Below are 14,879 nucleotides of genomic sequence, written 5' to 3'. Positions count from 1 at the left end.
AGTGGCGGCCATTCCGGACGGCATGCGTGAACCCGCGCACAAAACGCCGTCGGCCCGCTGCCTCGTCCTTCTCATTGTACGTGGTGCGTGCTAGCGTCAACGGTTGAAATGTCGCATCGGGGAAGTTGTGGACGCAATGTCCGCGACGATCGCGGCAGGGTCCGGGGAAATCGGCAGCGAACGGTCGTGCTCGCGAGCGCGACCGCGTTCGGTTGGTGCAAGCCAGGGAGCAGGAGGGGAGCATGATCCGCATGTCCGGTCGCGTCGTCGCATGGGTGTCGGCGTTCATCGTATCGATCGCATCCGCGCAGACACAGCCGCCCGAGATCGCGCGCGGCGTCGCATGGCTGACGGCGCAGGTGCAGGCGGATGGCCGGCTCGCCGGCGAAGACGTGTCGATGGCGTTGCCGCTGCAGGCGCAATCCGAGAGCGTCGTCACGCTGAGCCAGCTCGCGAACGCGCCTTCGGCGCTCGTCGCGCGCGTGCGCAACACGTCCGGCGCGATGAGCGAGTTCCTCGCCCGGCGTGCCCTGGCCATCGCGTCGGCGCGGCAGGGCATCACCGCGCCGATCGCCGATCTCGCCGCGCTGCGCAACCCCGACGGCGGTTTCGGCAGCAGCCCCGGCTACGCGAGCGATGCACTCGACACCGCGCTCGCGCTGCAGGCGCTGGCGCAGGCCGACGGCGCGGACACCGCGGTGGCTGCCGCCGCGATCGGCTGGCTGCAGGCGGCGCGTCGCGTCGATGGCGGCTGGGGCATCGGCGACGGCAGCAGCCTCTACATCACCTCGCATGTGCTCGTCGCGGCGCAGGCATGGTCGGCGCGCGTGCCCGAGGCCGCGCCGCTCGCGGCTGCCGCGAGCGACCGCGTGCTGGCCCTGCGCGACGCCGACGGTGTCTACGCGACGGCCTTCGAGAACGCGGTCGCCGTGATCGCATTGACCACGCGCACGGCGCAGCCCGCCGTGCTGCAACCGCTCGTCGACGCACTGCGTGCCGCGCAGCAGGCCAACGGCAGCTGGTCCGACGATCCGTATCTCACCGCCCTGGCGTTGCGCGCGCTGTGGGCAGCGGCGCACGCACCGCCCGAACCGACGAGCGGCACGATCGTCGGCCGCGTCGTCGATGCCGCGACCGCGGCGCCGATCGCCGGCGCGACGATCCAGCGCATCGACGCGACGCCCGCGTCGGTGAGCTCGGCCGGCGACGGCTCGTTCGCGCTCGCCTCGCTCGCGCCGGGCGCCTTCACCGTGCGCATTTCGAAAGTGGGTTACACCGCGCGCGAGTTCTCCGTCCAGATCGGCGCGGGGCAGACGCTGCAATTCGGCACCGTGCAGTTGTCGCGCGCGTCGCTCACCGCCGACCTTTCCGGCACAGTACGCAGCAATACCGGCGCGGCACTCTCGGGCGTGATCGTTTCGGTCGGCACCGCTTCCGCGTTGACCGATGCCGCCGGCGCGTATTCGCTCACGGAACTCGACGCCGGAGCGGCGACGATCCAGGTCACGAAATCGGGCTACCGCACGGTGACGGCCGACGTCGAGTTCGTCGCCGGCCAGCATTACAGTTTCTCCCCGACGCTGTATCCGACCAGCACGAATCCGCCAGCGACGGCGACGCTGCGCGGCCGCATCGTCGACGCCGCCACGCAACAGCCGCTCCCGGGCGCGCGCGTCACGCGAGGCTCCACGACGATCAATACAGGCGCCGACGGTCGCTTCGAGCTGGCCGGATTGCCGGCGGGTGCGTTCGCACTCGACATCGCGGCGGACGGCTACCTGGGTGTCACCGCGAGCGGCTCGCTCGCCAACGGCGTCAACGACATCGGCTCGATCGGCCTGAACGCGGTGCCGGCGACGAGCACGCTCAGCGGACTCGTCAGCGACGCGGCCAGCGGCACGCCGATCATCGGCGCCAGCATCGTCGTCGAAGGCCAGGGCGGCAACGCCGTCAGCGGTAGCGACGGCCGCTACACGATCGCCGGCGTCAGTGGCAGCCGCGTCACGCTGCTGGTGACCGCATCGGGATACCTGAGCAGCCGCGTCGACGTGAGCATTCCGCAGCCGGGCAACATGACGCTCGACCTGCAGCTGACCGCGGTGCAGGCGTCGGGCCTGGTGTTCGAGGAAGTCGGCGTCGACAAGCCGGTGTACGGCCCGAGCGACAAGATCGAACTCGAGATCGAAGTCAGGAACACGACCGATGCCGCCGCCGAAATGGTCGTCGACGCCGACGTGCGCGACCCGCAAGGCAACGTCGTCTACGTGTTCCGCGCGAATGCGCACGGCGCCGGCCAGTTCCCGCCGAACCTGCCGCTGACGTTCGCCGCCGCGAGCACGACGCCGGTGGAAATGGAGTGGGCCGCGCAGCGCCTCGTCGCCGGCAACTACACGATCTATGCGCGCGGAACCGACGCGGCCGGCCACGTGCAGGCGGACGGCAGCACGCAGTTCGTCGTCCGTTCCGAGCCCGTCCTGCGTGGCGGGGTCACGCCGGACCCGCCGCTCGCGCAGGCTGGCACGAACGTTCCCGTGCACCTCGGTGCGAACCTCATCAACGTCGGCAATGAAGCGGTGCCGGCGGGCCAGCTCGACCTCTCGATCGTGCTGCAGAACGCCGACGAGGACACCTCGACCGTGCCGCAGACGAACGTCACGCCGATTGCGAGCGGCACGCCGTACGCGAACGCGCGCGGTCTCGTCCGTGACGGCCAGGGCAACCTCTACACGGTCAACTCGAGCGACCGCAAGGTACTGCGCATCGACGCGCAGACGCACGCGGCGAGCGTGCTCGCGACCGCGCTCGATGCGCCGACCGGGATTGCCGTCGATGCGGACGGCACGGTCTACGTCACGTCGGGCGCCAAGCGCATCTCGGTGATCAGCCCGGCCGGCGCGGTGACCAGCATCAACGCGTTGCGTATCACCTCGCTGACCGCGATCGACACCGATGCGAACGGCGACCTCGTGCTGGCAGGTTCCTTCAGCGGCAGCGAGGACGGCGTCGCGATCTCGGGCGAGCAGCGCCTCGTGCGCCGCGCCCCGGACGGCAGCGAAACCGTGCTCTGGCGCAACGGCCTGTCGCAACCGGTCGGCATCACCCGGGACGACGCCGGCAATTTCATCGTCGGCAACTATGCCGACAACACGCTCGCGAAGGTCACGCCGCAAGGCGTGGTGACGCCGTTCGCGCGCGGGCTCAACCGTCCGTATGGCCTCACGCGTGATGCCGCCGGTGCCGTGTACGTCGCCAATTCCGGCAACGGGACGATCGCCAAGGTGGGCACCGACGGCGAGGTCACGGAGTACGCGGCCGGGCTGCAGAGCCCGATGGACGTACGCTTCGACGCGGGCGGCACCCTCTATGTCGCCAACCAGGGCGGCGACAGCATCGTCGCGATCGCTGCCGACGGCCAGCAGCACGTGTTCGCCAAGGGCGTCGCCAACCAGCCGCAAGGCATGAAGTACGACGACGACGGCGACCTCTACGTCGCCAACGACGACGGCAGCCTGCGGCGCGAGGCGCCCGACGGCAGCGTCACGACGCTCGCGACCGGCCTGAGCGCGCCGCGCGGACTCGCGTTCACCGCCGACGGGGCGGTGCTCGTCGCCAATCGCAGCGACGGCACCGTCGCGCGCGTCGACGATGCCGGCAAGTCGACGTTCGCGAGCGGCCTCGCCAACCCGTACGGCATCGCGGTCGACGGCGACGGCAACGTCGACGTGGCCGAAAACGGCGCCAACCGCATCCGGCGGTATGCCGCCGACGGCACGCCGATCGACCAAGTCGAGACGGTGCTCAGCAGCCCGGGGCAGACGCGCGTCGACGCGCAGGGCCGCGTGTACGTCGCCAACACCGACTTCATCACCGTGATCGAGAACGGTACGCCGCGCATCCTCGTGCGCGCGTTCGCGGCGAGCGCGATCGCGGTGGATCCGGTCAACGGCGGGTTGCTCGCGATCCGCAGTCGCGACGTCTATCGCATCGCGCTCGACGGTACTGCGACGAAGCTCGCGACGCTCGCGTTCACGCCCTACGACGCCGTCGTCGACGCGGCGGGCACGATCGTCGTGCGCGACTACTCGGGCAAGCGCCTGCACACGCTCGATGCGGGCGGCGCCGCGACCGTGCTCGCGACGCTGCCGGACTACCCGAGCCACCTCGCCGCCGACCTTGCCGGCCACGTCTACGTGCGCCTCAACAACGGCAAGCTGTATTCGGTCGCCACGGATGGCACGCTCACGCAGATCGTCTATTCGCTCAACGAAACATTCTCCGTGCTCGGCTTCGGCATGGACGACCAGATGCTCGTGTGGACGACGTCGAATCGCGTCTACACGCTCGATCCGGCGACGGCGGCGATCACGCGGATCAAGGACGCGGTCTCCGGCGTGACGGGCCTCACGCGCGACGCGGCCGGGCAGTTGACGCTCGCATTCGGTACCGCGCAGCAACTCGACGCCTACGATGCGGGCGGAGCGCTGGTCTCGCGCCTCGACGGCTTCCTCACGCCGACGGACATGCTCTGGGACGGCACCTCGCTCAAGTTCGTCGACAGCGGCGGTCGCTTCTACACGCTCGCTCCGGGCGGCTATCCGGCAAAGCTCGGCACGTTCAACGTGGCCTATCTCGCCAAGGCGGGCGCCGACATCCTCGGCAGCTACTCGGGGCGCATCGTGCGCTGGACCGGCAGTGGCCAGGCCGATCACGCGACCGTCAGCGGCAGCACGCTGAAAGGCGTCGCGGGTCGCGCCGATGGCCGTTTCGCCGCGGGTGACACGGCCGCGAGTCGCGTCATCGAATTCAACGCCTCGCGCCAGGTCGTCGCCGACCATGCCGGCATCGTGCGCCCGCAGGGACTCGCGTTCGACGCGCAGGGACGGCTGTACGTCGCCAACTACGGCGCGGGCACCGTCGCGCGCCTCGACGCCAATGGCGTCGCCACCACGGTGACGACGGTTTCGACGCCGCGCTATCTCGCGTTCGACGCCGATGGCGACCTGTGGATCACGCGCTCCGGCGGCGTCACGCGCGTGACCCCGGCCGGCGTCGCGAGCACGGTCGGTGATGCGGTGAACATGCAAGGCATCGTCGCCGACGGTGGCCAGGTCTACGCCGTCGACCAGACCTATTCGACCTTGCGCCGCCTCGCCGGCACGACGTGGAGCGCGTTCGCGGCCGGCCTTTCGAACCCGACCACGCTGCGCACCGGCAGTGGCGACGCCGTGTACGTCGCGAATCGCAACAGCAACACGATCGTCGAATACCACCAAGGCCAGCTCGAGACCGTGGCGGTCAACCTCGCGGCGATCGATTCGATCGGCATCGCCGAGGACGGCGCGCTCTACGTCGGCCGCGATTCCGGCCTCGTCAATCGCGTCGCGCCTGGGGGTGGCGTCGAGGCGCTGCGCATCCAGGGCGCGCTCGCGAGCGCCGCGGTCTACGGCATCTCCGGCACGTCGCGGCAGTTCTACGTGCTCGCCGGTGCCGGCGTTCTCTACGACGTGCGCCTGACACAGGCGCAGACGCCCCCCGCGGTCGGAACGGTCGTGCACACGGCGCACGTGCCGATGAACGCGATGGCACCCGGCGACGACTACACGCATTTCGATTTCGGCGACTGGCTGCCGCCCTACGGCGGTGATTTCCGTGTCACGGTGTCGCGCGCCGGTGTCGCCGAGCCGGCCGTGAACTTCGTCCACGTCGGCCCGCACGCCAACGGCGAGCTCGTCGCGCTGCGCAGCGAACTGCCGCCCGGCGACCAGACGCTGCCGATGTGCATGAACCTCACCGGTGCCGACTTCACCTCGATTTCCCGCGTCGAGGTCGACCAGGTTCGCCGGCTCGCGTCGATCAGCACGCCGAACGGCATGGCAGCCGACCGCGCCGGCAACGTCTATTACACCGATTCGACGCACCTGTACCGCACCGACACGCAGGGCGCGACGACGACCCTGCTGAGCGGGCTCGCCACCGCGTTCGGCCTCGCCGCCGACAGCAGCGAGAACCTCTACTTCACCAACCGCAGCGGCAGTGGCAGCACCTACCAGCTGCTCCGCGTCGATCGCGATGGCCAATCGTCGGTGCTGGCCAACCTCGGCGTCACGCGGGCGAATGGCGTCGCCGTCAACAGCCGCGACGAGATCCTCGTCGGCACGGCCGGCAAACTGCTCAAGGTGCTGCCGGACGGCACCACCTCGATCGTCACGACCACGGGCCTGCCCGATCCGCGCGGCATCGCGATCGACGGCAAGGACAACATCTACGTGCAGAACAATTCCGGCTATGTCTCGGAAATCCATCCGGACGGCTCGGTCACCGACCTCTACACGAGCAACAACGGGGTCGAGGATCCGTATTTCGAAGGCGACGGCTACCCGAACATCGCGGCCGACTGCGCCGACAACCTCTACGTCGCGAGCTACCGCTGGGACGCGATGGGCGTCGCCTCCGCCGAAGAGCACAAGATCGCGCAGATCGTCGCGCGCACCGGCCATGCCGCGGTGCTGTTCGACACGCTCAACGTCAATTCCATCATCAACGACATCGACTACCTCGCGTTCGACCGCTTCGGCAGCCGCCTGATGATGTACAACGACTACGAGCACATGATCTGGCAGGTGCCGGTCACCTGCGGCGCGATCGGCGTCGACGCGCACATCCTGACCGTGCCGGGCCAGTCGATCACGGCGGCGACCAAGGCGCCGGCTGCCGTCGTCGCGCAGGCGGACGGTCGCACCGAGTACGTCTGGAGCCTGCGCGACGTCAGCGCCGACGGCGACGGCGTCTGCTTCGATACCAACCTGCGCGGCCTCGCGCTCGGCGAACGGCGCAAGGCGGTCGACTCCGCGTTCATCGACTTCCACAACAGCTTCTCGACGGAAGACGTGACCTTGCCGGTCGGCGTGCCGCTCATCCAGGTCGCCAACCTCGTCGGCGTCGGCGTCGCCACGGACCGCGCGGAATACCACGCCAACGAGACCGTGCACATCACCACCACGCTCGCGAATGCGAATGCGACGACCGTCGCGGGCGCGCTCGTCGTCGAGGTCTACGACGCCAGCGGCGCCCGCGTCGCGACCGTGCAGCAGCAGGACGCGACGATCCCGGCCAATGGCGAGACCCTCGTCGAGGGCACGTTCGCGGTCGGCGCGATCCTCGCCGGCGGCTACGAGGCGCGCGCGACGCTGAGTGACAACGGCCTCGCGCTCGCCAGCGGCAAAGCGGCATTCACCGTGCTGCCCGACGGCGCGCAGGCGCTCGCGACCTCGCAGGTCGCGACGGACCGGCAGTCCTACCAGCCGACCGATCGAGTCGTCATCAGCTCGCGCGTGACCAGCCTGCTCGCGAACGCGATCCTCGAGAGCCTGTCGCTCACCGTGCAGGTGTACGACGCCGACGACGTGCTGCAGTTCACGCAGGGATATACGATCAGCCAGCTGCTGCCCGGCGCGCACAAGGACTACATCTCGCCCCAGATGCTGCAGAACGCGCACGCCGGCATCTACACCGTGCGCCAGACGCTCGCCGACGCCGCCGGCCACGTGCTCGACACGCAGCAGACGCAGTACCAGGTCGGCTCCAGCGACGAGACCGGCTTCGGCCTCGTCGGCGCGATCGCCGCCGATCCCGTCGACGTGACCGCGGGCACTCCGGTGCAGCTCGACGGCGCGGCGACGAATCATGGCAATGCGGACATGCACGCGGTGCCGCTGACGCTGCGCATCGTCGATCCGCAGGGCGGCGCGCCGTGGAGCTGGCGCATGACCGCGGACATCGCCGTCGGCGCGACCGTGCCGGTGCCGCAACCCTGGCCGACCGACGGCGTCGCGGAGGGCATGTACGTCGCCCTGCTCGAGGCGCACGTCGGCGGACAGGACCGCGTGCTCGCGCAGACGACCGTGCACGTGTCGGCGCCGGCCATCCATCTCGACGCGAGCGTGGCGATGAGTGCGCATCCGCGCCTGTCCGCACTCGTCCTCGTCGATCCTGCCGCGCCGGCGGCGTATCGCGACCGCGTCGCGCTGGCGCTGGACGGGCTCGGCTATACGAGCGCATTCGCGACGACGGCGGACGATTTCGATGCGGGCCTGCGCTCGGGCGCGCACCGTGCGTACCTGCTGTTCGCGCCGTCGGTCGCGCTCGATGCGACGACGGAGCGCCTGCTGCGCGAAGCGGTGCACCGGGGCGACGGCCTCGTCGTCGGCGACGGCCGGGCGACGCTGTCGGCCGCGCTCGCACAGGCGACCGGCGTGTCGCCGGGCAACGCCCTCGCGTCGATCGGCATGGCGAGCCTCGTGATCGACGCAGGCGCTCCCGGCGGCGCGGCTCGCCTGGCGGTGGATCCGCCGTTGCCGGCGCGCATCGTCGAGCCGACCCGCGCGGACACGCTGGCCGAGCTCGAAGGCCGCTTCGACGTCGCGCCGACGATGGGCACGCTGCGCGACGCGGTAGAGGCGCAACTGCGCGTCGACATCGGCTATGCCGGCAACGACGCCGGCACCGGCGGCAGCCGCCTCGCGCTCGCCTCGGTCGGACGCATCGCCGACGCCACCGGCCACGACCGCTACACCGTCTGGCGCGTGCGCAACAGCGGCGACGCGACCCGCTCGCTCACGCTCGCGGCGACGCCGGGCGCGTGGGCGCTCGCGTTCACGAGCGCGCCGCACACGGATGCATTCATCGCGAGTCCGGTCGTCGCGGGCAGCGCGCAACACGTACTCGCCGAGGCGGGCACGACGATCCAGTCGGCGGCCGCCCTCGCGACGCCGTTCGTCGATGCGCGCATCGTTGACATCGGTGCGAATCCCGGTGCGATCGCACTGTGGGCGAACTCGTCCTCGATCGACTACGGCCTCGAATGGACCGGCAGCCAGCACGAGAGCCATGGTGCGATCCATGCAAACACCGGGATGCGGTTCGCCGGAGCGCAGAACCTCATCGATGGACCGGTGCACTACGTGACCCGGTTCGACAACGCCGGCAGCCAGAACACGTTCACGTCGACGCCGCGCGTCGTCATGCCGCAGCCGTTGCCGCAGCTGCTCGACCTCGACGACTACCGCCCCGGCGGCGCGATCCAGGCGGCGCTCGGCGCGGCCTACCTCGACCAGTCGGGCGAGTGCGCGAAGAACCACCGCTGGCAGCGCAACGGCAGCCACGTCGTGCTCGCGCCGGGCGTGTACTGGATCCCCTGCGACGTGAAGATCAACGGCTCGGGCGCGAGTGGTACGGTCACGATCGTGAGCACGGGCTCGATCGAGCTCAATGGCTCCAGTGCGAACTTCCAGCCGTACTACCGCGGCGTGCAGTTCGCGACGACGAAGGCGGGTGATGGCGCGGTGAAGCTCGCGACCTCGTCGCTGACGCTGGGCGGCCTCGTCTACGCGCCGGGGGGCGAGCTGCAGGCTTCCGGTTCGAACAGCATGTATCGCTGCTCGCTGATTGCCGACACGATCAAGCTGGCTGGTGCCAAGACGACGATCGATCCGCGCCAATGCGCCTGGGCCGGCATCGAGCGGCGGTCGCCGGCGGTGCTGCTGAACGCCTTCGGCTCCGGCTGGGCCGGCTATGCCGCATTCGGCTGGCCCGCAGCGCTGGATGCGATCGATCGCACGGGTGGTGGCCCGCTGGACCAGCTCTTCCACGGCGTGCTCGATCGCGTCACGCCCGACCAGCCGCTGCTGCGCAGCGGCGCGCAGGTGCCGCTCGCCATCGAGGTGCACAACCTCGGCGATGCATTCCACGGCACGTTGCACCTCGACGCTGCCGGCGATGCGGGCGTGGTCGTGCCGGGCGTGCCGGAATGGCTGCTCGACCTCGGCATCGCGGGCACGTTCGATGCCGATGCGGTCGTGCAGCTCGGTTCGGGCACGACGACGGCGGTCACGGCACGCGTGGCCGCACAGGCGCCGCTCGCGGTCGATCCGCTCGCGCAGGCGTCGCTGTCGATCGCGCACGTCGCCGGCGAGACGCTCGCGGGCCTCGTCGCGGACCTTGCCGCGCTGCCTGGCCGCGATGGCGCACTCGATGTGGCGCTCGCGGATCTGCAGGCCGCGCAGACGGCCTTCGCGGGTGGCGATCGCAGCAGGGGCCTATCCGCGCTGCTCGATGCGGCCGAAGCGAGCGGGCAGTCGACGCGTGCGCAGGCCGGGGCGTATCGCACGCGCATCGACTGGGTGTTGTGGCGGGAAAGCCGCTGAGAGGGGCAGGGCGATCGGCCTTCGCGATCCGTCGCATGCCGATCGCCGCGACACGACGCGCCCGGTCTGCCGGGCGCCCACGAATGGAGTCAGGGGCAGGTGGAACGATGAACAGTCCAATCCGATCGAATGCGGTGCGCTCCGTCGCGCTCGCGCTGTTGGCGGCCGGCGGCACGTTGCTGTGCGCGGCAACGACGTTGCTTGCACCGGTCGACGCGAGGGCCGCGGCGTCCACGGCCGTTGCGCCGAAGATCGCCAACGCGATGCCGCAGCGGACGCGCTTCGTCGCGCCGCTCGCGGGCCATCGCGTGCCGCACGCGAGCGCGGACGCCTACCGCGACGCCGCCTACCTGCCTCGTGGCGCGTCCAGGCTCGCTCCAGGCGCGGCGCCCGCCAAGGATGCCGCGGCCACGTCCGCACCGCCGGGCCCGGGTGACCTCGCCGAGAACGACGAAATCGTCCTCACGCCCGCCATCCGCGATCTCGCCGAATCGCTCGGTCGCAATCCGGTCCGCATCTACAACTGGGTGCGTGACCACGTCGCGTTCGCCGCGACCTGGGGCTCGATCCAGGGTGCGGATGCGACCTTGCAGACGCGCCGCGGCAACGCGTTCGACACGGCAGGCCTGCTGATCGCACTGTTGCGCGCCAGCGGCGTGCCGGCGCGTTACGTCTACGGCACGATCGAGATGCCCGCGGCGGCGGCGCAGAACTGGGTCGGTGGCGTGGACGTTCCGGAAGCGGCCGTCGCGCTGTTCGACCAGGGCGGCATCCCGGTGCAGGGCATCGCGAGCGGCGGCAGCATTGCCGCGATCCGCATCGAACACGTCTGGGTCGCTGCCTGGGTCGACTTCGATCCTTCGCGCGGCGCGGTCAACCGTTCGGCGCGCACATGGGTTCCGCTCGACGCGTCGTACAAGCAATACCGCTACTCCGCGGGCCTGCCGATCCGCAGCGACGTCCCGGTCGATTCGAATGCGCTCGCCGCGCAGCTCGGCCAGGGCGCGACGATCACGCAGGACGGCGTCAGCGGCCTCGACACGTCGGGGCTCGGTGCGGCGTACATCGACTTCGGCAACCGCATCGAAACCTACATTGCCGCGCACAAGCCGAACGCGACCGTCGCCGACGTGCTCGGCTCGCAGGCGATCGTCGCCGAGGGCCTGCCGATCCTCGCCGGCGCGTTGCCCTACCGCACGGTCGCGCTCGGTGCGGTCTATGCGGAGTTGCCCGACACGCTGCGCTGGAAGGTGCGCTACGGCCTCTATGCGGATGCGTACGAACACAGCCAGGACCATCCGATCGTCTCGCTGACGCGCTCGATGCCGGCCCTCGTCGGCAAGCGGCTGACGCTGTCGTTCGCCGGCGCGACGGCGGCCGACGACGCCCGCCTCGCGACGCAACTGGATGCCTCGCCACTGCCGGCGGCGCTCGCGGCGACGACGATCCGCATGAAGGCGCAACTCGCGCTCGACGACGAAGCGCCCGCGAGTGGCGGCAGCATTCCGCTCGGTACGGCGCTGGTCGGCAGCCTCGCGGTCTTCGAGCCACAGGCGGGCAGTTGGAGCGAGACGCCCGAAGCGCGCGTCGTCGCCGGTGAAACGCAGGCGTTGACGATCGTCGGCCAAGGCGTGTCGCCGGCGGCACTCGCGGCCGGGCGCGAGCGTCTCGCCGATACCGCCGCGCGCCTGTCGGCACACGACTACGCAGGCATCGATCGCGAACACCTCGTCGGCGACGTGCTCGGCTACGCCGGCCTCGCCTATGCGACGACCGTGGCCGGCGTCACCGACCTCATGTGCCGCGGCTGCGGCATCGTCGGCCACGCATTGCCGACGATCGTCCGCGTCGGCACGCGCGCCGACGTCCTCGTCGCGAACGGATTGCCACAGAGCGTGCGCTTCCCCGGCCTCGCGCTGACGGTCGAGGCGATCGGCCGCACGACGGTCGCCACTGACGGCGACGCGCGACGCGCACTCGCATTCCAGCGCACGTACGGCGAGCGCGCGTCGACCTATGCGCATCTCGTCCTCGACGCCCTGTTCGCCGACGCGGATCACGCCGGCCGCGCGAGTTCGACCGTGCGTGCCCTCGGTGCTGCCGCCACGGCCGGCCAGACGATCTACCGCCTGACCGGGGCGAACGCGGCGACGCTGCTGCCGCTGATCGACGCCGACCCGGCCGCCGTGGCGACCGTGCGCGATGGCGTGCAAGCCGGGCGCACTGCGACGATCAGCCGCTCGAACGTCGCGATCGACGCGTGGAATGGCGTCGGCTACCTGCTCGAAGACGCGGCCAGCGGCAGCGGCGACTACGAGATCAGCGGTCGCGAATCGGCCGAGCTCGACGTCGCCGGCGGCTGGCTGCCGCTCGCGTTCGCAGGACCGGCGCTCACCGTACGCGGCGACGCGATCGCCGCGGCCGTGCAGGGCACGCTCGCGGCCGAGACCGCCTACTACGGCACAGCGGTCGCCCTGCTCGCCGACTACGGCACGATTCCGTGGTCGAACTTCCTCGGCGCGGCCGCGGTGCAGAGCCAATGGTGGCTGTGTGCCTTGTGGAACGGCCTGCCGGCGGGCCTCGGTGACATCGGCACGTCGATCGTCAGCACGATCGTGACCGGCGACACGACCACGCTGCCCGGCGCGTCGCAGACGAACAATCCGCCGTACTTCACCAGTGCGCCGGTCACGGGCGGTGCGCTCGGCCAGCCGTACCAGTATTTCGCGTCCGCGGTCGATCCCGACGGCGATGCGCTGACCTTCCAGCTCGTCACCGGGCCGGCCGGCATGTCGATCTCCGCCGGCGGACTGCTTTCGTGGGCGAGCCCGGTGACCGGCTCGTATCCGGTCACGCTGCGCGTGTCCGACGGCCACGCGAACGTCGAGCAGGCTTTCACGCTCACGATCGGGCAGGTCATGCCGCTCGACCTCAACCTCGCGGTGGCGCCGCAGTTCGTCAACGAAGGCGACGTGGTCACGATCACGGTCGCGACGACCGGCGGTTCGGGCACCGTCGTGAAGTCGCTCGCGATCGACGGCGTGGACGTGCCGCTGGATGCGAACGGCCAGGCGCACGTCTCCGCGAGCGGCGCCGGTGCGCACGCGGTCGTCGCGAACGCGACCGACAACAAGGGCACGCTGGAGCGTCGCGGCGCCTTCGGCGTGCACGTCGAAGGCGACACCGCGCCACCGACCGTGCAGATCACCGCGCCCGCCGACGGCGACGTGCTGACGAAGCCGACGCCGGTCAGCGGCATCGTTTCCGACGCCAACACGGCCTTGTGGACGCTGTCGATGTCGCCGACCGGGCGCAATGCATGGCGCGAACTCGCGCGCGGCACCGGCGCGGTCAACGGCGCGCTCGGCACGTTCGATCCCACCGGCGTCGAGAACGGCCAGTACGACCTCGGTCTCGTCGCCTGGGACGCCAACGGCCGTTCGGCGAGTACGGTCCAGCATGTCGTCGTGCAGGGTGACCTCAAGCTCGGCGCATTCACGGTCAGCTTCAACGACATCCAGCTCGACGTCGGCGGCGTGCCGCTGACGATCACGCGCACCTACGATTCGCGCAAGAAGGACGAAAAGGGCGATTTCGGCTACGGCTGGACCCTGTCGTACCAGAACGTGAAGCTGCAGCGGAACAAGCCGCTCGGCGAGCAATGGGAGATGTACCAGCCCGGCTTCCTCACGTTCTGCATCCGGCCGATAGGCAAGCGCGTGGTGAGCATCGCGCTGTCGGACGGCAAGGTGCACCAGTTCGACGTCGCGGCGAGCGAAGAGTGCGCGCTCGGCCAGGTGCCGAGCGTGTTCTCGATGGTGTTCAAGCCGCGCCCGGGCACGACCAGCACGCTGGATGCGCTCGACAGTGCGAGCCTGCTCTACCAGGGCGGCACGGTGTACGACCCGGACGAAGGTATCGCGTTCGACTCGGGCCTGTACCAGCTGACGACACTGGAGAACTACAAGTACATCCTGCGCAGCACCGACGGCGCGAACACGTTCAAGGTCGTGCAGATCACCGACCCGAACGGCCAGACGCTCGTGCTCAACGCGCAGGGCGCGTTCGCCGGCAACGGCGCCGCGCTGCAGTTCACGCGCGACCCGGAAGGCCGCATCACGCAAGTGACCGATCCGTCGGGGCGCAAGGTCAAGTATGCCTACACGGCGGCGGGCGACCTCGACAGCATCACCAGCCCGATCAACAAGGTCAGTCGCAACCAGTACGCGACGGTGCCGGCTTCACTCGCGCACCTGCTGACAAGCTACACCGACGCGGCCGGCGTGCAGCAGGTGCGCAACGAGTACGACGCGAGCGGCAAGCTCATCGCGCAGTACGACGCGCTCGGCCACAAGGTCGACCTCTCACAGCGCGACCTCGACACGCATACGCAGGTGGTGACCGACCGCAACGGCAACACGACGACGTACACGTTCGACGACCAGGGCAATATCACGAAAATCGTGGCGCCCGATGGTGCAGTCACGACGGCGACGTTCGACGCATTCGGCAACCAGCTCTCGCAGACCGATGCGCTCGGTCGCACCACGTCGACCACTTACGACGCATCGTCCGGCACCGTGCTCACGCAGACGGATGCGCTCGGGAACACGACGACGTCGGAGTGGAACTTCTACACGATGATGGGGAACCACACCCCGCAGAACCTGAAGTCGA

At 70.1% G+C, this 14,879-nt stretch carries 2 protein-coding genes; both read left to right on the top strand.

Annotation, left to right across the window (positions count from 1 at the left end):
- Positions 1 to 242 precede the first annotated feature (242 nt).
- Positions 243 to 10,202 carry a carboxypeptidase regulatory-like domain-containing protein gene (locus EV148_RS00010; protein WP_131991589.1) on the top strand — a complete coding sequence of 3,320 codons (9,960 nt, stop codon included), beginning with the start codon at positions 243 to 245 and terminating at the stop codon, positions 10,200 to 10,202.
- 107 nt (positions 10,203 to 10,309) lie between these two features.
- The coding region (locus tag EV148_RS00005; protein ID WP_199222686.1) for a transglutaminase domain-containing protein at positions 10,310 to 14,879 on the top strand (4,570 nt) is incomplete at its 3' end.

The sequence above is a fragment of the Dokdonella fugitiva genome (assembly GCF_004342425.1).
In the GTDB taxonomy this organism is placed as follows: Bacteria; Pseudomonadota; Gammaproteobacteria; order Xanthomonadales; family Rhodanobacteraceae; genus Dokdonella_A; species Dokdonella_A fugitiva.
Note: the sequence above shows the minus strand (reverse complement) of the source record. Positions and strands in the feature narration are given on the sequence as shown.

Excerpts from the sequence above, each read along its gene's own strand:
- EV148_RS00010 (WP_131991589.1), top strand. The coding sequence starts at position 243 with ATGATCCGCATGTCCGGTCGCGTCGTCGCATGGGTGTCGGCGTTCATC.